The sequence below is a fragment of the Mucilaginibacter sp. P2_A4 genome, assembly GCF_056405015.1.
In genome coordinates, this window is record NZ_JBFUCX010000021.1 from 91863 (window position 1) to 114068 (window position 22206).

The following is a 22206-nucleotide window of genomic DNA, read 5'->3' on the forward strand; positions in this document are numbered from 1 at the left end:
ATGAAAACGAAAATATTTATAACAACAATTTTGTCGGGGCTAATCATTCTTAGTTCCTGTAAAAAAGCACTGGACTATACTCCAAAAGGAGCCTTATCCACCTCAGACCTTACTTCCCCTACGGCTGTAGAGGGATTGATAACCGCGGCTTATGCCGCTATTGGCAACGGCGATATGATAGGCCCTATATACAGCGACTGGGCATACGGCAGCGTTCGCTCAGATGATGCTTACAAAGGCGGCGGCGGTACCGGCGACGTAGGCGAAGTTGATGCTTTGGAGCATTACAACCTGGTAACCCCATCTATGGATGCCTTTGTTTCACGCACCTGGAAAAATTTGTTCAAATCTATTTCGAGGGCAAATGTCGCGCTAAGAGCGGTTAATTCTTTATCTGAAACCGATTACCCTAACAAAAAAATACGTTTGGCAGAATTGAGGTTTTTACGCGCCCATAGTTATTTTACTATGAAGCTACTTTATAAAAATATCCCAATTTTTGACGAAAACGCGACTGCGGATGATATCCTGAAAGTTTCAAACACGTTACCAAATGAGGATGCATGGAATAAGATTGCAGCCGATTTTCAATATGCCATTGATAATTTGCCAACTACCCAAACCCAGCTGGCGCGGGCCAATAAATTAAACGCCCAGGCTTATTTAGCTAAACTGCGTTTATACCAAGCCTATGAGCAGGATGATAAGCATCATGTAACCAATATCAACAAAACAAGGCTGCAGCAGGTGGTTGATCTTACACAGGCCGTTATCGCATCGGGTAAATACTCATTAAGCAGTGATATTGCTGATGATTTTTTACCAGAAACTGAAAACGGCCCTGAATCTGTATTCGCGATACAGTTTACCATTAATGACGGCACTACTGCCGGCCGTATGAATTTTGAGGATGGATTAAATTATCCGCATGGGGCACCACAATACGGCTGCTGCGGATTTCATGCTGCAAGTCAAAACTTAGTAAACGCGCATACAACTGATGTAAATGGTTTACCCAATTTTGATACCTTTAACAGTAGTATAGCCGATTTAACAAAAGTTACTGTGGACCCCCGATTAGATCACACCGTTGGTATCGATGGCCACCCGTACAAATATGATAACACAAAGCCATTCAGCAACAGCTGGGTACGTGATCCTGGTGTTTATGGGAATTTCCATACCATGCGCAACCAGCAATTGGCTACCAGCTCATCATACTTTAAGCTTGGTCCGTTTATGGGGTCGGCAAAAAATTATGATATCATCAGGTACGATGACGTACTCCTGATGCAGGCCGAAGCCTATATTGAACTGGGGCAGCAGGCAAGCGCTTTGCCACTCATTAACCAGATACGCAACCGTGCCGCGGCAAGTACAGGGCGGCTTAAAAAGTTGGACGGCACTTTTCCGTCAACCTATAATGTAAAGCCCTATAGTATAGCAAACTGGAATCAGGATTATGCACGTAAAGCATTACAATGGGAAAGGCGCCTGGAGTTTGCAACCGAAGGGGCACGTTTCTTTGATTTAGTGAGATGGGGAATTGCAGAAAAAACTTTAAACGACTATATTAACATTGAAAAAGTTAGAAGGCCATTTTTAGCAACGGCTAAGTTTACTGCCGGGAGAGATGAGTACCTGCCAATTCCACAATCAGAAATTACATTTACCAACGGTTTATATAAACAAAACCCTGGTTATTAAAATTGTTATATAAAATTAACGGGCACCCGGCTTAATAAATTGAGCCGGGATGCCTGTTATTTATGATATATTTATTTAAGTTTCTTGAATGCCCTGCCAAATAATATAACCTGTTAATAGCTTAAATTATGAAAACAAAATGTGGCATATTAATGCTGATTGCTTTTATTACAGTAACATGTATTTGTAAAGCTCAGGATTTGCCAAAACCTTATACCGAGCAGTACCGCCCGCAGTTACATTTTTCGCCAAAGGCGCATTGGGTAAATGATCCCAATGGGATGGTTTACTTTAACCACACTTACCATCTTTTTTTCCAGTATTACCCTAAGGATATTGTTTGGGGCCCAATGCACTGGGGGCATGCGGTAAGTAAAGACCTCATCCACTGGAAAGAGTTACCGATAGCTTTATATCCCGATAGTTTGGGCTATATATTCTCTGGCAGCGCCGTAGTTGATTCTAACAACACTTCGGGTTTTGGCAAAAAGGGAAAGATTCCCATGGTAGCTATCTTTACGCATCACGACCCTAAGGGGGAGAAAGCCGGTAAAGATAATTATCAGAACCAAAGTATTGCTTATAGCCTGGATGAAGGAAACACCTGGACGAAGTACAAGGGCAACCCGGTATTGAAAAATCCAGGTATCAAGGATTTTCGTGATCCTAAAGTAATGTGGTATGCAAAAGAAAAAAAATGGGTAATGACTTTGGCTACCAAAGATCATATCACTTTTTACTCAGCGTCTGATCTGAAAAACTGGAAGAAGGAGAGTGAGTTTGGTTTAAGAGAGGGAGCGCATGGCGGGGTATGGGAATGCCCTGACCTGTTCCCTTTAAAGCTGAATGGCAAAACTTACTGGGTATTGATTGTAAACATTAATCCCGGAGGGCCAAACGGAGGATCGGCCACGCAATATTTTATAGGCAGCTATAACGGCAGCAAGTTTACACCAATGGATACCCAAACCCGCTGGCTGGATTACGGCCCGGATGAGTATGCCGGCATAACCTGGGGAAACACTGGCAGCCGCAAAATATTTTTAGGCTGGATGAGTAACTGGGAATATGCCAACCAGGTACCAACCGAAAAATGGCGCAACGCCATGACAGTTCCGCGCGATCTGCAATTAAAGCAAAGCAAGCAAGGCATCGTAATTGCATCAACACCAGTTCCTGAACTGGCTAATATAAATGTAAAGAGTTTAGCTTTAAACAACCTATCGGTTAATAAAACGCTTGATCTGTCATCAAAGATAGCGGGCTTCAAAAGCCAGTATGTATTAAAATTGAGTATGGCGCAATTAAAGGGCTACACCATTAAACTATCAAACAAAAAAAGCGAAGAACTCCTGATAGGTTATGATGAAGCAAAAGATCAATACTTTATTGATCGTACAAAATCCGGGAAGGTTGATTTTCAAAAGGATTTTGCAGGGCAAGCTAAAGCGCCAAGATTTACGGCTGCTAAAAATTCAGATATTACTATTGTAGTTGATAAGGCATCGGTTGAGGTATTTGCAGATGGGGGATTAACCACCATGACAGCTGTTTATTTCCCTAACGGAGATTTTACCGATCTGGCAATAACAGCAAATGAGAAACTGAATATAAAAAGCATTAAAATTACGCCTTTAAAATCTATCTGGAATAAATAAAATCCATCTACCCTATGAAATTTATTAACAGCGTTATAATAACCTGCCTTTTTGTTGTTGCTGTAAGCCGTACGGCATTTGCCCAGGATGTGCCAACCCCGCAATGGCGGCCTGCCTATCATTTTACCCCGCCCAAAAACTGGACTAATGACCCCAATGGTTTAATATTCCTGAATGGCGCTTATAATTTATACTATCAGCATAACCCATCCGAAAATAAATGGGGGCACATGAGCTGGGGGCACGCCACCAGTAACGATCTGGTACATTGGAATAACCTGCCGGTTGCAATACCCGAAATAATGACAAAGGATACCACCACCTGGATCTATTCAGGCTCGGCGGTGCTGGATAAAAACAATACAAGCGGTTTTGGCAAAAATGGCAAGGCACCTATTGTAGCCATTTTTACTGCCGATCAGCCTAAGCAAAAAAAAGAATCACAATTTATTGCTTACAGTAATGACGGTGGTTTAACCTATACCCAATATGCCGGTAACCCGGTGATTGATCTTAACATGAGGGATTTTCGCGACCCCAATGTTTTTTGGCATGAGCCAACTAAACAATGGATCATGACGGTAGCCATGGTTGATGAGCATATGGTAAGGATCTATGGTTCAAAAAATTTAAAACAATGGACAAAACTGAGTGATTTTGGTCCTGCAGGTTATACAAAAAACGGTTGGGAATGCCCATCGCTGCTGCCTTTGGTGGTTGATGGTAATGCATCCAACATAAAATGGGTGCTTTTTGTGTCATCAGGAGGAGAGCATGGCCCGCTAATGCAATACTATGTTGGCGACTTTGACGGCATAAGTTTCAAGAACAACAACGATGCTAATAAAGTATTGACCGTTGATTACGGAGATGCCTTTTATGCCGCAATAGCCTGGCGCGATGCACCCGAAAATAAAAAGGTGCTTTTAGGTTGGCTGCAAAACGGCAGGAAAGAAACCTTTCCATGGAAAGGGCAGATGTCTATCCCGCATGATCTGTCGTTAAAAACTACCGGCGAAGGTTTAAGGCTGATCCAGTCGCCATCTGAGATAATTAGCAGATCGCTTTCAAAGCATGCAAAGAGCGTTCTTACTAAAAAAAACATGACTGTTGATGGCAACATTGAACTTTCTGCAGATGGACGCTTTAGCAGTAATTCCAACTGGATTGACGCGGAATTTAAGGTGAATACCTCCCATAAAACCGGCTTTGTTTTAACCGAAAAAAAGGGGACATCAAAAAAGGTAATAGTAGGTTACGATGCCGCCAAACAGGAACTGTTTGTAGATTGTACCGGTTCAGAAACCGGGAATAAAGATTCCAGGAATTTGATTCAAACAGCACCTTTAAAGCCGGTGAATGGTATAGTAAGGATACAGGTATTACTTGACAGATCATCATTGGAAGTTTTTGGTAATGGCGGTGAACGGGTAATCTCCACCATGATCTACCCGGATAATGATGCTACCGGCGTAGCCATATTTGCTGAAGGAAAAACATTGATCAAAAGTTTAAAAATGTGGGATTTAAGCAATAACCTGCCTAAGTTATAGCCAGGTAACTAACTTTTCAATTCCTGATTTATTCTGATATTTAGTCGATTACAAGGCGTTCCCGTTAAAAGGGGACGCCTTTTTTAATACCTGGTTTTGCCGGCTAATTTTAGATTAACTATTGTTAAAATAATATTCGTAATCGATTGCGTAATTTTACTAAATTGCCATCGTAAAGCTTCTTCGCTTTAAACTACATAAACCATATTATAATTTAAATCAAATGTATTGTATGAAGTACCCTCCTGTAAACTTTAGCCGTAAAAGGTTTTTGGTGTTACTTGTTTGTGTGCTGGGTTTTCAAAACCTCATGGCGCAAAATAAGGTATCACTTAATGATTTGTCTTTTTTTCAGGATCCATCATCAAACTGGAAGCTGGCAACCAACGTGCAGGCCGATCTTTTGCAGGATGAGATTTTAACCGTTAAGAATGGTACAGGTATCCTGGTTAACCTGCCCGGCAAAAAAGGTGCAAAGGACCTGTTTACCAAAGCTAATTATGGTGATGTGGATATTGAGTTGGATTACCTGATGGCCAAAGGATCAAACTCAGGGATATATCTTGAGGGGCGGTATGAAATTCAGTTATTGGATAGTTGGGGAGTAGTTAACCCCAAATCGGGCGATAACGGCGGCATCTATGAACGCTGGGATGATAGCAAACCAGATGGGCAGCAAGGTTATGATGGACATGCGCCAAGGCAAAATGCCAGCAGGGCACCCGGTTTGTGGCAACATATGAAGATCTCGTTCCAGGCACCGCGCTTTGGCGCAGGTGGACAAAAGATATCAAACGCAAAAATAATATATGTTTGGCTGAACGGTGTTTTAATACAGGATAATGTGGAGCTTGCAGGCCCAACCCGCGGAGCTATCGATAGTAAGGAAAACATTGCCGGCCCTTTACGCATCCAGGTCGATCATGGCGCGGTAGCTTTCAAAAACATTAATATAACAAGTTTTGATAAATCGCATCCGGTGTTATCAAACTTAAAATACCAGGTATACAAAGGCGGCTCACTTACCGAAGCTGATTACAAAAAGCTGAAACCCGACGCGGAAGGCAGCTCAACAATTTTGTCATCAAACCAGGGTAAATTAACCAACGACTTTTTGATCCGTTACACGGGCAACATGAAGATTGCTGAAGCCGGTGAATATGAATTTAAACTAAGTGTACCCGGCGGCAAAGGTTCTTTACACATTAATGGTGCCGATGCTGTACCCCAGGCTGATAACAGGGGGACGGGCAAAATTCAATTGCAACCCGGCGACCATAATTTCGAGCTTTTTTATTCAAAAACTGCTGACTGGGCTAAGCCTTCTTTAGGGCTTACAGTAGCCGGCCCCGGCATCCGCGAATATTTGTTGAGCGATGCCAATGTAAGTTCAAATGATCCTATTGATCCAATCCTGATCAATGCTCCTTCAAATACCATTTTGCGCAGTTTCTCTGATCTGCCGGGCGGTATCAGGGTTACGCATGGCGTGAACGTGGGCAGTGCGGAACAGGTGCATTATACTTATGACCTGGATAAAGGAATGATAGTTGAAGTATGGCGCGGCGGATTCTTAGATGCGACCCCTATGTGGCATGAACGCGGCGATGGCTCATCGCGGCCCGCCGGCTCTGTTCTGTATTTGGGCAAACCGGTGCCTGCAATTGAAAAGCTGGCTAACGCGCAGGCTGCCTGGGCGCCCGATACCGCTGGTACAGGTTATAAGCCTAAAGGATATATTTTAAATGCCAATGATCAGCCGGCTTTCAGGTATATCATTTATGGTTCAGTAGTGAACGATGCCAGTACCGTTATGGACAAGGGGCAGGGCATTCACCGCGAAATAACTTTGCAAAACCCAATTGATGGTTTATTTGCACACCTTGTTACTGGCGATAGTGTTGAGGACCTTGGTAATGGCTTATATACGGTTGATAACAAATCCTACTATATCCGCATAGATGACGCTGGAGGAGTCAAACCCATTATTCGCGAGGCGGGGGGTAAGCAGGAGCTTATCATCCCGATCCAGAAAAAATTAACCTATTCCATTATCTTTTAAGTAGCCTTCATCATGAATTACACACTAAAACAAATGATAAACAGGGCCACATTATTTACTACACTGATAATTGCTGCTCTTTTAAACTTTACACAAAAAACATATGCCCAGGCAGAATCGCCGAAGGAGGATGATTTTTTTAAAATTATGAAAGTGCCCGCACCCGAGGGCACCATTTTGGAAGTAGGCGGTTTGTGTACTTTACCCAACGGAACACTTGCGGTAACCACGCGCCGGGGCGATATTTTTATGGTAGAGAACCCTACCAGTCAGCATCCGTTCTTTCGCAAGTTTGCATCTGGCCTGCATGAGGTTTTGGGTGCAGCCTGGAAAGATGGGGCTTTGTATGTAGTACAACGTGGCGAGCTTACCAAACTGGTTGATACCAATATGGATGGTAAGGCCGATGTTTTTGAAACCATTTATGCCTGGCCTTTATCTGGCAATTATCATGAATACAGCTTTGGCCCTAAGATAGCGCCCGATGGATCTTTCTTTGTTACCCTGAACCTTGGTTTCCCGCCGGATTGGTGGCACCCTAAAAGTTTTGTACCATACAGGGGATGGACCTTAAATATTAAAGAAGATGGAACGGTTACCCCATGGGCTGCCGGAATGCGCTCGCCATGCGGTATCAGCATGATTGATGGAGAATTGTGGTATACCGACAACCAGGGCGACTGGGTTGGATCGGGCAGTATTATGCAGGTTAAAAAAGGCGCTTTTATGGGGCATCCATCAAGTTTGGTATGGACTAATTTGCCAAACTCGCCATTAAAACTTACGTCCGAGCAATTTTTTGCCAAAAACAACCCGAGGATTGAATTTGATAAAGATGGGCAGCCGTTTAAACCACAGAATATTGTTAACGAAAAGTTTAAAACCGAGTTTGAGGCAAAAAAAGAAATCCCGGAATTGCAATTGCCCGTTGTTTGGCTGCCGCATGGCATCCTTGGAATTTCCAATTCTGAAATTGTAAAGATTCCTGAAGGCGCTTTCGGTCCGTTTGCAGGCCAGTTATTGGTATGCGATCAGGGACAAAGCATGGTTGACAGAATTTTCCTGGAAAAAGTTAATGGCGAATACCAGGGAGCCGCATGGGCTTTCCGGAGTGGTTTTCAATCGGGTATTGTAAGACTGGCCTGGTTGCCAGATGGTTCGCTGGCAGCAGGCGAAACCAACCGTGGCTGGGGCTCTGCGGGCGAGGCTACCATGGGCTTGCAGCGTTTGGTATGGAACAATAAAATCCCGTTTGAAATGAGGGCCATCCGTGCCATGCCCGATGGATTTGAAATTGAATTTACCAAACCGGTAGATAAGAAGGTTGCTGAAGATATAGCATCATACTCGGTAGAGAGTTATATTTATAAATACCACGGCGTGTATGGTAGTCCCCCGGTAAATACCGAAAAATGCCCAATAGTTGGAGTTAAAGTATCAGATGATGGTTTAAGGGCGAGATTGATCGTCAATAATTTGCGCAAATATTATATCCACACCATTACCCTTGATGGCATCCGCGATAAAGAGAATTATTTTAACCTGATTCATCCCACAGCATATTATACCCTGAATAATATCCCCGAAGGGCAAAAACTATCCATTGCGGAAGTCAGCACAATCAACTCATCCAAAAAAGTGAATGTTGCAGCATTGGCAACGGCAAAACCCGGAGCTAAGAAAGGAACCGGTGCAAAGGTTTTGGCGGTTGCTAATGCAGTGCCAACTTATGATGAAGTAAAACCACTGTTACTGAAAAATACGTGCCTATCATGCCATAATGCCAATAAACGCCAGGTTGGTCCGGCTTATATAGATGTAGCAAAAAGAAAATACAGCGTAAATGAATTGGTGCAGTTGATCCACAATCCGAAGCCTGAACATTGGCCCGATTATTCAACACCAATGCCACCAATGCCGCAGGTACCTAAAGAGGATGCCCGCAAAATTGCCCTTTGGATAAAATCACTGGCGAAATAAAAAGAATCAAGAATTAAGAAGTCAAGAATTAAGAGTTGAGAATCAAGAATTAAGAGTCAAGAATCAAGAAAAAGACTGCAAGGCGGGTCTTAATATATTGTGTGCAAGAATAAGATAATTGTATCTTGATTCTTGACTCTTATTTAAAACCAATCTGAAAAATGAAACACTTTGTAATATTTGCGGCTTTATTGGCCGGTTCGGCAATAACAGCTCATGCGCAGCAAACCTCCGCCAAACCAGAAGATACTGAATACTGGACTCCTGTACCGGCTATAGTAACCCCGGCCAGAAACATGGGCGAGGCACCATCTGATGCCATTATTTTATTTGATGGTAAAAACCTGGATGAATGGGTAGCCACTAATGATTCCACGTCTGCACATAAATGGAAAGTTGCCGATAAAGCAATTACGGTAGATAAAACCGCAGGCGATATCCAAACCAAACGGAAATTCATGGATTTTCAGCTTCATATTGAGTACAGGATCCCGTCAAATATTACAGGTAAAAGCCAGGCACGCGGTAACAGCGGTATTTTCCTGGCAGCCCTGCCCTGGGGAGCCGGTGGATACGAATTGCAGGTGTTGGACAACTATAACAACCCAACTTATGTTAACGGCCAGGTAGGCAGTTTATATAAACAATCGCCACCATTAGTGAATGCCTGCCGCAAGCCTGGTGAATGGCAATATTATGATGTGATATGGACGGCGCCCCGCTTCAATGAGGATGGTACCCTAAAATCAGCGGCGCGGGCCACGGTGTTGCACAACGGGGTACTGGTTCAAAATAATACCGCATTAAAAGGAGATACCCCATACATAGGCCAGCCCGAATACCGTAAACACGGCGCCGAACCTATTAAATTGCAAGCCCATGGCGACAAAAGTGAGCCGATAAGCTACCGGAATATTTGGGTAAGGGAGCTATAAGGGCTGTCTGAAAATAAAAAAACTGACCGTCGAGTGGTACAATCCGGTGGCCTAGGAAGGGGAAATGACGTTAAAAAGGTTTGTCATCCTGAGGAACGAAGGATCTATTTGCAAACTGTACAGGGCGAAGAAGTATAGCGGCGAATAGATCCTTCACTATCGTTACCCATGACGTATTGGATTTTGAGGCGTGTGGGCCTGTCAGTCTGAGCCTGTCGAAGACTCGCGCGGAGAGGCCTTTGCCCACTATCCTTCGACAGGCTCAGGATGACAGCCATTTTTGTTACGTCATTTTCTCCTTCCTAGGCCACCAGATTTTACGACTCGCAATGACGATCTTTTTCTCTATTTTTAAAGAGCTTCTAAGGTTACGGTGCTTTATAAAAAAACTTATTTCATTTAAAGAGTTATTCGGTTAATCAATTTTTAATGGTTTATTAAGCTGCGGATGTTTATTTGTACCATCAATTAACCGGGTAAGCTGCATTATAAAGTTCTGTTTATTCCTTTGCTGTTTAAATACTACAGTATAAACGCTCGTGGTTAATTGCTGACGTATTGTTTCATGCTTCGGATAATTATCTACCTAAATAAAAATGAATAGAAAGCCTTTTGTACTGATTAATGTTTTCCTGTGTTTAATTATTGCCACCACCGTTTTTGCCAAACCAAAAGCCCCGGGGGATACCTTGCTTGATAAATATAATGTTCTTTGGGATACGCCCGGCCCCGGTTCGGCGCAATCCATGCCTTTGGGTAATGGTGATATTGGCCTGAATTTATGGGTTGAGAAAAATGGCGACCTGGTTTTCTACATCAGCAAAACGGATGCATGGGGCGGCGAATTGGCTGCTCAAAAAGATGAGTGGATGAAACAGGGCGGCGTGCTGATGAAGCTTGGAGCTGTCAGGGTATCTGTAAATCCCAATCCTTTAGCTAATGGTTCGGTTTTTAAACAGGTACTCCAACTAAAAACAGGCGAAATATTGATACAGGAAGGGGAGGGTGCATCCGCGGTTAACCTCAGGGTTTGGGTTGATGCCAATAACCCCGTGATCAGGGTGGAAACCCATAGTGCATCCCCCGGAACAGTAAGCGTAAAACTCGAAAACTGGCGCTCGGGTTTAACGGATACCGTTTTAACAAATCAAAAGGGGCGCATAGCCTGGTATCACCATAACGCGGCAACTGCCGATCCTCATTTAGCTAATGTTACTTTTGGAGCCATTATTAAAGGTAAGGGCCTGGTGAATAAGGATGATGCAACCTTGCAGTCGGGCAAGGCAAGTTCTTCACAATTGATCTCTATTTATCCATTAACGTCGGTTGCCGAAAGTGGTGATCAATGGCTATCAAAACTTCAAAATAAAGTAAGCCAAATTGAAAAATTAAAACTCAAACAAACACGGCTGGCTCATCAGCAATGGTGGCGGCAATTTTGGCAGCGCAGTTGGGTATTTGTACGGGGAGATGAGCAAGCCGATCATGTTACGCAGGGCTACATTTTGCAGCGCTTTGTTACTGCATGCGCCGGTAGGGGGGCTTATCCTATAAAATTCAACGGGTCTATTTTTGTGGTGGATAACTCTGCCAAAAATGAAAATGCCGATTTCCGTGCCTGGGGCGGTCAATATTGGTTTCAAAATAGCAGGGCTATGTACTGGCCAAGGCTTATGGCTGGTGATTTTGATATGATGCTGCCGTTATTTGGGATGTATGCCAATATTTTGCCAGCCAATGCTGCCCAGGTTCAGCAATATTACCATCATGCCGGGGCTTATTTTGCAGAAACCTCACCTTTTTGGGGCGGACTGAATTTCATGGGACCCGATGTAAAGGCCAATTATACCAATCATTACTTTACACCCATATTGGAATTAAGCATGATGATGCTTGATTATTATGAATACACCGGTGACGCCGCGTTTGCTAAAAAAACCTTATTGCCCATTGCCACCGCCGGACTACAGTTTTTTGACCAGCATTTTGGCCGGGATAGCACCGGGAAGCTTTTGCTTGATCCCGATAACGCTATAGAAATGTTTTGGAAAGTGCATAACCCCGCACCCGATATTGCAGGTTTACATGCCGTACTTAGCCGTTTGATAAAACTACCTGCCGGTATTGTAGATGATAAAACACGTTCACAATGGCAAAAGTTTTATGATGAGCTGCCTGCTTTGCCCACAGTAAATGATAATGGTAAAACTTTGCTTTTGCCCTACACCGGCCCACAAACCGCAAAATCTTTCAACAGTGAAAATCCCGAATTATATGCCATATACCCGTTTCGTATTTATGGTTTAGGCAAGCCCGGTTTGGATATTGCTGTAAATACATTTAATGCACGTAAACAGCGTTCGAAGGGTTGCTGGGTTCAGGACCCCATACAGGCTGCCATGATAGGCGATGCCGATGTGGCCAAGGACTATGTGAGTTTTGCGCTTACCCGTAAAGATCCTCAACTTAAATTTCCGGCCTTTTGGGATAAAGCCAATGATTACATGCCCGATGAAGATAACGGCGGTAACGGAGAAAACGGCCTGCAATTGATGCTGATGCAGGTTGATGGTAAAAAGATAATGCTTTTGCCTGCGTGGCCCAAAGGTTGGGACGCTGATTTTAAACTTAATGCGCCTTATAACACAACGGTAGAAGGGAGGGTTGAAAACGGAAAGCTTGTTAACCTGAAAGTTATCCCCCAAAGCCGGATGGCCGATGTGGTTGATATGTCGAAACATTAATAAGCCGATGAGGGGGTCGACCCATCGGAAACATGCTTTTGTTTGAGCAAAAGGTTAAGGCACTTAATGTTTGTGGTAAATTGGTATTAATATTTGTTAAATTTATACCAGTTACTTTGGGCCGGCCTTCACTGCATTGTTACTTTATATAAAGTTATATTCCTTGAATGTGTATAGTTTTTATTGTAATTTAGCCAGCATAACACATGTAACCCAAACATATTACATGTTTTTATAACCTGAATTATTAAACTATACGCCGGGTACTTAAGTTTCAATACTTAATGTGTACTTATTCAACATGAGATTTTTTTTATCGGGAACTATAACGGTTATTTTATTAAATATCCTATTCATATTGCCAGCCAATGCGCAATCGTATGGGCTGGGGTTTTATAGTCACGAAGTAGTACAGGATAAACGCACCACTTTAGACCTTAGCCTGAGTAATGTTGCCCCAAAAGATAACCTTGAAGTTTCATTTGATCTGTCTTTCATCCCCAATCGTGAAATTTATTTTGGGTATATATTAAGAATAGTTGACGATAATAAGCAAAATATCGACCTGGTATATGATAACCAAGCAAATACCCGGCACTTTAAAATCATCATAGGCGAACGGCTTTCCAAGATCTCCTTTAATATTGATGATAAACTATTATTTGAGCACTGGAACAAACTGCGGCTATTGATAGATTATAAGAATGATAAGATCACCGTGTTCTCGGGCCGCGAATCATTTTCTGAATTGGGTGTTCATCTGAAGCCAAGCAGAAACTACAAATTGCTTTTTGGTGCTAATGCCTACCGCCAGTATCAAACAACCGATCTTCCGCCTATAAAATTAAGGGACGTAAATGTATCGCAAAGCGGTAAACTGTTATCTAATTGGCCGCTTAATGAATGGGATGGCTGTGTTGCTAATGAAACAGTGAACCAAAATAACGGGACAATAACAAACCCATTATGGATTAAGGCCCGTCATCGTAACTGGCAAATGGAAAAGGAATTTACGGTACCGGGCGATGCCAGCCTGGCCTTTGATGCCGCAAATGAAGCCGTTCACATTATCTCCCAAGATTCGCTGGTTACTTTTTCTGTTAATAAAACACCGCAGCTAAAAAGTACGGCTTACCAATCGGGCAGGCAAATGCTGGTACCCGGCGACCAAGCCGTTTTTGGTAACGATAAGTTGTACTATTTGTACATAGATCAAATGGCTATTGCTACCTATGATTTTAAAGCTGGCAAATGGAACAAAGGTTTCAAAAACCTGGCAACCAATAACGGGCACCTGAATAAGTTTTACAGTAAATCAGATAGCTCTGTATATACTATTGGCGGCTATGGGCAGCTGATATATAAGGATAGTGTTAAACGATATAATGTGATCACCAATACCTGGCAAAAAGTAAAGGTTAAGGGCGATACGTTTACCCCCCGTTACCTGGCCGGGCTGGGCACCAATGCAACCGGCGATACGGCTTACGTAATTGGCGGTTATGGGAGTGCATCCGGGCAGCAGATAGTAAACCCGCGCAATTTGTATGATATGATGCGCTTTTCTGTTAAAGATAAATCCTTTAAAAAACTGTTTAGCATCGATGTTAAAAATGAGGATTTTGTATTTGCCAATTCCCTCGTCGTTAACGAAAAAAACAGGTCATACTATGGGCTTATTTTTCCGCAGCACAAATTTAATTCAAGTCTTCAACTCATAGAAGGATCTTTAGATAAGGCAAGCTACCACATGGTGGGCGATACTATTCCCTTTCTTTTTCATGATATCCACGCTTATGCCGATCTGTGTTATTTTGCGCACAGCGGTAAGTTTTTGGCTGTAACCCTTTTTAGAGAAAACGATAGAACACGAATCAAGATCTATTCGCTTTTAAGTCCGCCCGAGCCATTGGCCGATAAGGTAATAGAGATTAATCGTAGCTATCTTCTATGGATAGGAGGTGTTTGTGTGGCTGGTTTGGGTTTAGCTTTGGTGGTTGTGATCAGCCGTCGTCGTAAAAAAGCTTCAGCAATACCAGCGATGATATCCAAGAGTGTGGAAGAACAGCCCGTTACCGTTCATCAACCTGAGCCGGAAATAATAATTGCTCCAGACGATCACACCCGGAATAACAACAACAGTAACGCCATATTTTTATTTGGCGATCTGCAGCTTTTTACGCCGGACGGAAACGAGATCACCAAGTATTTTACACCCTTGCTAAAAGAGTTGTTCCTGGTTATTTTGCTCTACTCGGTAAAACTGGATAGAGGAGTAAGCTCCGAAAAGCTGAATGAGATACTTTGGTTTGATAAATCAGAAAAAAGCGCCCGTAATAACCGGTCGGTAAATATTGCCAAGCTTAAATCGTTGTTGGATAAAATGGGGCATTGCCATTTATCAAAAGATACCGGTTACTGGAAAATAGCGATTGATTATAGCAACATCCTGGTTGATTATCACAATTACCTCAACATTGTATCCAACAAAACCAAGCTTAACAAACAAAAGATAATTCAGCTTACCCATATCACCCAGAGAGGTAATTTTTTATCGAACATTGAATACGAATGGCTTGATGCTTTTAAATCCGAAGTATCTAACGAGATCATTGATTCCTATATACAATTTGCAAACAGCGTTCAGATAGCTGATGATCCTGAGTTTTTGATAAAGCTGGCCAACGATATTTTCTATTTCGATCCGGTAAACGAGGAGGCCATGATATTAAAGTGCAAGGCCCTTGCGCACATTGGCAAACACTCGCTTGCAAAAAATACTTTCGAGAACTTTAATAAAGAGTATAAAGTTATTTATGGTGAAGCTTTTGATCGTGATTTTCATTCAATTCTTGAATAAATCTGTTACAATGGTTTTTTTCTTCCCCAATTAATCAAATATTAATAGTTCATTAAGCTTTATGAACAATTTTGGGCTATAAACCAATTATAAATTTTTGCAGATGGTTAACCATTTTTCCCGTTTATTAAAACCGGTTGTTTTATGCGCTTTATGCAGTATGGCAGCTGCCGGTACAAGCTACGCGCAAAACACCGATGGCAATTTAGTGTATATTGACCCAAGGATAGGCAACGTGGGGCAATTATTGGAGCCCACCCGGCCAACTATGCACCTGCCCAATCAAATGATCAGGATGTACCCTAAAAGGGCCGATTATATTGATGACCAGATTTCAAGCTTCCCGCTCAACATGGTTTCGCATAGGTTGGGCGAGGTTTTTGCCATAAAGCCCGATAATCAACCACTCACTATTGAATCATGGAACCAGAAAATGACTTATGATCATGACCTGGAAGTTACGCGGCCGTGGTACTATTCCACTTATCTTATTGATAAGGGTATTACTGTGGAGTTTACACCCGGCAAAAAGGTTGGCGAGTACAGGTTTACCTTTCCTGCTAAAACTGCCGCCAAAAGTATGCTGTTTAATGTTTATAATGAGGGAACTGCAACCTGGAACTTTACAGATGGTAACGAGCTTACCGGTACAGAAATTTATCATGACGATATTAAAATTTACGTTTACGGGCAGTTTAGCACTAAAGGAACTGCAGGGATAATTAAGGATGGCGCTTTAACTAACCAGCCATCGGTAGAGGGTAAGGGGGCCCGGTCATTTATCACATTTGCGGCTGATGCTCCTGATCATATTGAATTTAAATATGCCATATCCTACGTAAGTCCTGAGCAGGCTAAACAGAATTTTAAGGATGAGTTTACCGGCGTTGATTTTGCAAAGTTGGAAGCATCGGCCAAAAGCGCCTGGGCAAAAGTGGTGAACCAGATCAATATTGAGGGTGGTACCGTGGCACAACGCCGGTCGTTTTATACAGCGCTTTACCGCAGTAATGAGCGTATGGTAAATATTAACGAGGATGGGCATTATTACAGCGGGTATGATAAAAAGGTGCATGACAGTAACAGGCCTTTTTATGTAGATGATTGGGTTTGGGATACCTACCTGGCATTGCACCCGCTAAGAAGCATACTAAACCCCGCCATGGAATCTGATATGTTGAACTCCTACGTGAACATGTACCAGCAAAGCGGCTGGATGCCTACCTTCCCGGTATTGTTTGGCGATAACCCCTGCATGAATGGTTTCCACTCTACCGTGATGTTCCTGGATGATTACCGCAAGGGCATTCGTGGCTTTGATGTAGGAAAAGCATATGAAGGCATTGTAAAAAATGCAACACAGGCTACCATGCTGCCATGGGAAAACGGCCCTAAATGCGAGCTGGATGATTTTTATTATGACAAAGGATTTTTTCCGGCCCTGCAAAAAGGCGAAAAGGAAACTGTGAGCCTGGTTCATTCGTTTGAGAAAAGACAGGCTGTTGCCGTAACCCTTGGTGGCAGTTATGATGATTGGGCAGTTGGCCAGCTGGCAACTGAATTGAAAAAGACAAACGATGAGGCCACTTTTGCCAAACGTGCATTAAACTATAAAAACCTGTGGAACGATGATAAAAAGATGTTTATCCCTAAAGATAAGGATGGCAACTGGATTAATATCGACCCTAAATTTGACGGTGGCCTTGGCGGACGTGATTTTTATGATGAAAACAACGGCTGGACTTACCTGTGGCAGGTGCAGCATGATATACCCGGCCTTATTAATTTAATGGGTGGCAACGATAACTTTCAGGCTAAACTTGATCAAACATTTCGCGAGAGCTTAGATAGGAGTAAATACCAATTTTGGGCTAAATTTCCGGATGCAACGGGTTTAGTTGGCCAGTACTCTATGGGTAACGAGCCAAGTTTCCATATCCCGTACCTGTATAACTACGCCGGTGCTCCATGGAAAACCCAAAAGCGTATCCGTTTCCTGCTTGATGTATGGTATAAGGATAACATTTTCGGTATCCCCGGTGATGAGGATGGCGGCGGTATGTCGGCCTTTGTGGTGTTCTCCTCTATGGGCTTTTATCCTATTACGCCGGGCAAGCCGGTGTACACCATTGGTAGCCCTGTTTTTAGCAAGGTTACTATCAATTTATCAAATGGTAAACAGTTTAAAATGATAGCCAATAATTGCTCGGTGATCAACAAGTATATCCAAAGCGCAAAGTTTAATGGCAAAGTTTTAAATAAACCCTGGTTTACACATGAACAATTAACCTCCGGAGGTACCCTCGAACTGGAGATGGGGCCAAAACCAAATAAAAGCTGGGGCATCTGATTTAACCAATAAAAACAAAACATATTAAATTTTCTCCTGATGAAAAAACAAGTTTTTAGCATCTTGCTGCTATTGCTATGCGCTGTTGCTTACGGTCAAAAGCACAGCAAAACGTCGGCATTTAAAAGTTACAAGGGGCTGGTGATGGCCGGCTACCAGGGCTGGTTCAATGCGCCTGAAGATGGCGGTGGCCGGGGTTGGAATCATTATACATCGCATGGTAAGTTTGAGCCGGGCTTTACCAATATTGATGTATGGCCCGATGTGAGCGAATATAAAAAGACCTATAAATCGCCCTTTAAGCTGGCCGATGGAAGTGACGCTTACCTCTATAGCTCCTATGATGCATCATCTATTGAAACACATTTTAAATGGATGCAGCAATATGGCGTTGATGGTGTATTTGTACAACGCTTTATTGGCGATGTGCAACGGGGCAGGGGGCGTAACCACAACGATGTGGTTTTGGGTAACGCGCTTAAATTTTCTGAAAAATACCACCGGGCAATTTCGGTAATGTATGATCTTTCGGGAATGGGCGCCGGTGGCGATTCATTGGTTATTAAAGACTGGAAGCATTTGGTTGATAGTATGAAATTAACCAACCGTGGCAATAACCAAACCTGGCTGTATCATAACGGCAAACCACTTATTGCTGTATGGGGAGTTGGCTTTAACGATAACCGCAAATATGGCCTTGCAGAAGCTGAAAGGATCATTGATTTTTTAAAGAACGACCCTGTTTATGGTGGATGCGCTGTTTTATTGGGTGTACCAACCTACTGGCGCGATTTTGGAAACGATACAGAGAATGATTCTCAACTGCACAATCTGCTGCGGAAGGTTGATATTGTTCATCCCTGGTTTGTGGGCAGATTTAATGAAGATTCGTACCCCAAATTTGAGGCGCGGATTGTTGATGATATTGCCTGGTGCAAAGCCAATAAGGTGGAGTATGTACCCACCGTTTTTCCCGGCTTTAGCTGGCATAATATGAATCCGCGTAGTCCTCAAAACCAAATCCCCCGCAACCGGGGCCGCTTTTACTGGAAACAGATTAACGGCGCCATAAAAAGCGGTGCCGACATGCTGTACGTAGCTATGTTTGATGAGGTTGATGAAGGCACTGCCATCCTGAAAGCATCAAAAAATCCACCGGTTGGCTTAAGCACCTTTGTTAAGTATGAGGATGATGTGCCCAACGATTATTACCTGTACCTAACCGGTTATGCTGCTAAAATGCTCAGGCATCAGGTGCCTTTGCAGGAGAATGTGCCGTTGCCGGTTGGTAAGTAGGTGTTGCGTGTTGCGTGTTGCGTGTTGCGTGTTGCGTGTTGCGTGTTGCGTGTTGCGTGTTGCGTGTTGCGTGTTGCGTGTTGCGTGTTTGAAAAAATGCAGACAAGTTAGGTGGAATTTTGAAAATTATTCTTCATAAAATCGGCAAGATCTCAAAATTCAGCTCTTGTTAATGCTTTATTAATTACTTATTAGTTGTCCACACATAGCTTAGCCGAAGTATAAACCAAGTAACTAACCTGCTTGTTAGGTAAGCCAATCGATTGTATTCAAATATTAATCTTATCACATTATAAAGTATGAAGAAAAAGAACGCCTCAATTTTGGCTCTTTTAACGATGACTTTTTGTTCATTTAATAATCCGGATCAACCGGTAAAACTTCCTTACAAGGATGCTAAATTATCGGTTGAAAAACGCGTAGCGGATCTGCTCAGCAGGATGACTATCGCCGAAAAAATCAGACAGCTGGATATGTATTGGGGCCACGAGGTTGCCAACATGAAAGGACACGAGGCCGAATCAGTTTCTGATAGCGCTAAAATTAATATCGGTACACAAGGCATCGGCTCGGTGCATGATCTTTATCCATTAACCGCGGCTGTTACCAACCAGATTCAGCGGCATGCACTGGAGAAAACAAGGCTGGGCATCCCTGTATTATTCATTGAAGAAGGGTTGCATGGCTATGAAAGCCTGGGCAGCACTACCTTCCCTACGCCGATGGCGCTGGCCGGTGCATGGGATACTGCCATGGTACACAAGGCCGGGCGCATCATTGCTACCGAGGTACGAGCGCATGGTGTTAATATGATATTGGGGCCTGTACTTTGCCTGCCGCGCGATCCGCGCTGGGGAAGGGTTGAAGAAACTTATGGGGAAGATCCATACCTGGCCGCGGCCAATGGCGTGGCTATGGTAAAAGGCATGCAAGGCAATAAATTAAGCAACCCGGATGCGGTTGTAGCAGAGCCCAAGCACTTTGCCGTACATGGCGTACCCGAAGCGGGTAGCAATATGGCACCCGTAAATATGGGTGAGAGAGAAGCCCGTTCATCATTTTTATATGTGTTTGAAAAAGCGGTTAAAGAGGGTGGGGCTTTAGGTATAATGGCTGCTTACAGCGAAATAGACGGTATCCCTTGTGTGGATAACCGCTGGTTACTGCAGGATGTTTTGCGCAAAGAATGGGGCTTTAAAGGTTTCGTACTGTCGGATCTTGGGGCCATCAAGATGTCTTTGAATAGTCACCAGGTAGCTACAGACCCGGCCGATGCACTGGCGCAAACTTTTACTGCCGGGCTGGATATGCAGTTTTATGATTTTCCGCATCAGCAGTTTATGGATGCGATGACAAAGGCTTTAACCAGTAAGCAATTGGCCATAGCCAGCCTTAACCGGGCGGTATCCAACGTATTGAGGGTTAAATTTATGTTGGGTTTGTTTGATAACCCGTATATAGATGAGGCATTACTTCAAAAAGTGAACCATACGGAGGCCAGCCGGGCAGTAGCATTGCAGGCTGCACAGGAAGGCATCAGCTTGTTGAAAAATGAAAATTCGGTGTTGCCGCTTGGTGCTAACGTGCATTCCATTGCAGTTATTGGGCCGTTGGCTGCCAGTACTTATTTGGGCGGATATGCCAATAAGGATGGTAAGGGTGTTGCCATTATTAACGCTTTGAAGCAAAGGGCAGGTAATAGTTTGGATATTAAATATGAGCCCGGTTATTCACCGGCTGATACCTCGGCTGTGGGGCAAGCCGAAAATCTGCAGAAAGCAATTAGCACGGTTAACGCTGCCGATGTTGCCATAGTTGTTTTGGGAGAAGATATTAACGAAGTGGGCGAGGGAAAAGATCGCTCCAATCTGGATCTGAATCATCAGCAATCGAGGTTGATAGAAGCTATTTATAAAACAGGCAAGCCCACAGTAGTTGTGCTTTTTAACGGGCGGCCTTTATGTATCAATTGGGTAGCCAAAAAAATCCCGGCCATTGTTGAGTCGTGGTTTTTGGGCGAAACCGGCGGGCTGGCCATAGCTGATGTTTTACTGGGGAAAATCAACCCATCAGGCAAGTTGCCAATGACATTTCCACGGTCGGTAGGGCAGTTGCCTTATTATTATAACCATAAGCCAACCTCAAGGCACGTATATGTTGATCAGGATACTTCGGCCTTGTTCCCTTTTGGGCATGGGTTAAGTTATACTACTTTTCAATATTCAGATTTGCATATCAGCCAGGCGCGTATCCCGATTAATGGTTCGGTAAATGTAAGTGTCAGCATAAAAAATACCGGCAAGGTTGAAGGTGCCGAGGTTGTACAGCTTTACCTGCGCGATGTTATTGCAAGTGTTACTACACCCGTAAAATCATTAAAGGGCTTTAAACGCATCTCCCTGAAACCGGGCGAAAGCGGCACCGTGCATTTTAAACTGGCTAACAAGGAACTGATGCTTTGGAACAGGCAAATGAAACAGGTTGTTGAACCCGGCGAGTTTAAAATAATGGTGGGCAGTTCATCGGAAGATATCCGGGCGAGGGGGAGTTTTATAGTTTATTGATGTGCGGGGATCAAATGTGCAGATTTCAGATTTCAAATGTGCAGATGATAAAAGTATCCTGGTATAAATGAGAGTAACCGGGATTTAGTTGATGTTATCAGGTATTTGATAACCTATGTGCCCGGGGTGAGATACGGGCACATTTGTTTTAATTTAACCATTTAAACCGACCGTCATTGGTACGAAGCAATCTCTTTGCTCTACAGAGCGAACAGAAAAGTGTATAACCTAACTATTCGATTTGCCTATGTGGGATTGTAAAGGTCAGATAATTCGGTAACAGAATTAGCTTTAACTAATAAAGCTAAAAGTTATGCGGAACATAAACAACGATCTTACCTTAAAGCGAAATTACCTGAGCAAGTACCGTTTTTTAATCGGTGAATATGAACAGGTAAAGCGTGGTGAACATACTATTTTTAGGTTTGCCAAAGATTTCTATTCAGCTCATGATACCGATCCGAGAAGTTTTTTAAAGTATTATAACCGTTTTAAGC

12 protein-coding genes are annotated in these 22206 nt (G+C 43.2%); all 12 read left to right on the forward strand.

Annotated elements, in window-relative coordinates; genetic code table 11:
• The gene (locus AC1DYB_RS27885) at nucleotides 1–1707 is read left to right on the forward strand and encodes a RagB/SusD family nutrient uptake outer membrane protein (protein WP_477439864.1); all 1707 of its coding nucleotides are present in this window, start codon (nucleotides 1–3) and stop codon (nucleotides 1705–1707) included.
• A 128-nt stretch (nucleotides 1708–1835) separates the two neighbouring features.
• Nucleotides 1836–3365: a glycoside hydrolase family 32 protein gene (locus AC1DYB_RS27890; protein ID WP_477439866.1), complete on the forward strand. Its 1530-nt coding sequence runs from the start codon at nucleotides 1836–1838 to the stop codon at nucleotides 3363–3365.
• A 14-nt stretch (nucleotides 3366–3379) separates the two neighbouring features.
• Nucleotides 3380–4918 (forward strand): glycoside hydrolase family 32 protein, encoded by a 1539-nt coding sequence (locus AC1DYB_RS27895; protein ID WP_477439868.1) that lies wholly within the window; start codon nucleotides 3380–3382, stop codon nucleotides 4916–4918.
• A gap of 232 nt (nucleotides 4919–5150) precedes the next feature.
• Nucleotides 5151–6980, forward strand: a complete 1830-nt coding sequence (locus AC1DYB_RS27900) for a 3-keto-alpha-glucoside-1,2-lyase-like domain-containing protein (protein WP_477439870.1) — start codon at nucleotides 5151–5153, stop codon at nucleotides 6978–6980.
• Between the two features lie 12 nt (nucleotides 6981–6992).
• A complete protein-coding gene (locus AC1DYB_RS27905) occupies nucleotides 6993–8960 on the forward strand; it encodes a c-type cytochrome (RefSeq protein ID WP_477439872.1) in 1968 nt (655 codons plus the stop codon).
• 161 nt (nucleotides 8961–9121) lie between these two features.
• On the forward strand, nucleotides 9122–9895 hold the full coding sequence (locus AC1DYB_RS27910) for a 3-keto-disaccharide hydrolase (RefSeq protein WP_477439874.1): 774 nt from the start codon (nucleotides 9122–9124) through the stop codon (nucleotides 9893–9895).
• Between the two features lie 596 nt (nucleotides 9896–10491).
• The gene (locus AC1DYB_RS27915) at nucleotides 10492–12639 is read left to right on the forward strand and encodes a DUF5703 domain-containing protein (protein ID WP_477439876.1); all 2148 of its coding nucleotides are present in this window, start codon (nucleotides 10492–10494) and stop codon (nucleotides 12637–12639) included.
• A gap of 301 nt (nucleotides 12640–12940) precedes the next feature.
• Nucleotides 12941–15499, forward strand: coding sequence for a galactose oxidase (locus AC1DYB_RS27920; RefSeq protein WP_477439878.1), 2559 nt, complete (start codon nucleotides 12941–12943; stop codon nucleotides 15497–15499).
• 103 nt (nucleotides 15500–15602) lie between these two features.
• Nucleotides 15603–17849, forward strand: a complete 2247-nt coding sequence (locus tag AC1DYB_RS27925; RefSeq protein ID WP_477439880.1) for a GH92 family glycosyl hydrolase — start codon at nucleotides 15603–15605, stop codon at nucleotides 17847–17849.
• A gap of 39 nt (nucleotides 17850–17888) precedes the next feature.
• A complete protein-coding gene (locus AC1DYB_RS27930) occupies nucleotides 17889–19145 on the forward strand; it encodes a glycoside hydrolase family 99 protein (protein ID WP_477439882.1) in 1257 nt (418 codons plus the stop codon).
• A 299-nt stretch (nucleotides 19146–19444) separates the two neighbouring features.
• On the forward strand, nucleotides 19445–21709 hold the full coding sequence (locus tag AC1DYB_RS27935) for a glycoside hydrolase family 3 N-terminal domain-containing protein (RefSeq protein ID WP_477439884.1): 2265 nt from the start codon (nucleotides 19445–19447) through the stop codon (nucleotides 21707–21709).
• 313 nt (nucleotides 21710–22022) lie between these two features.
• Nucleotides 22023–22206: hypothetical protein (locus tag AC1DYB_RS27940; RefSeq protein ID WP_477439886.1), on the forward strand; the 184-nt coding region annotated here is incomplete at its 3' end.

Excerpts from the sequence above, each read along its gene's own strand:
- AC1DYB_RS27905 (WP_477439872.1), top strand. The coding sequence starts at position 6,993 with ATGAATTACACACTAAAACAAATGATAAACAGGGCCACATTATTTACT.
- AC1DYB_RS27935 (WP_477439884.1), top strand. The coding sequence starts at position 19,445 with ATGAAGAAAAAGAACGCCTCAATTTTGGCTCTTTTAACGATGACTTTT.
- AC1DYB_RS27895 (WP_477439868.1), top strand. The coding sequence starts at position 3,380 with ATGAAATTTATTAACAGCGTTATAATAACCTGCCTTTTTGTTGTTGCT.
- AC1DYB_RS27930 (WP_477439882.1), top strand. The coding sequence starts at position 17,889 with ATGAAAAAACAAGTTTTTAGCATCTTGCTGCTATTGCTATGCGCTGTT.
- AC1DYB_RS27890 (WP_477439866.1), top strand. The coding sequence starts at position 1,836 with ATGAAAACAAAATGTGGCATATTAATGCTGATTGCTTTTATTACAGTA.
- AC1DYB_RS27885 (WP_477439864.1), top strand. The coding sequence starts at position 1 with ATGAAAACGAAAATATTTATAACAACAATTTTGTCGGGGCTAATCATT.
- AC1DYB_RS27920 (WP_477439878.1), top strand. The coding sequence starts at position 12,941 with ATGAGATTTTTTTTATCGGGAACTATAACGGTTATTTTATTAAATATC.
- AC1DYB_RS27900 (WP_477439870.1), top strand. The coding sequence starts at position 5,151 with ATGAAGTACCCTCCTGTAAACTTTAGCCGTAAAAGGTTTTTGGTGTTA.
- AC1DYB_RS27910 (WP_477439874.1), top strand. The coding sequence starts at position 9,122 with ATGAAACACTTTGTAATATTTGCGGCTTTATTGGCCGGTTCGGCAATA.
- AC1DYB_RS27915 (WP_477439876.1), top strand. The coding sequence starts at position 10,492 with ATGAATAGAAAGCCTTTTGTACTGATTAATGTTTTCCTGTGTTTAATT.
- AC1DYB_RS27925 (WP_477439880.1), top strand. The coding sequence starts at position 15,603 with ATGGTTAACCATTTTTCCCGTTTATTAAAACCGGTTGTTTTATGCGCT.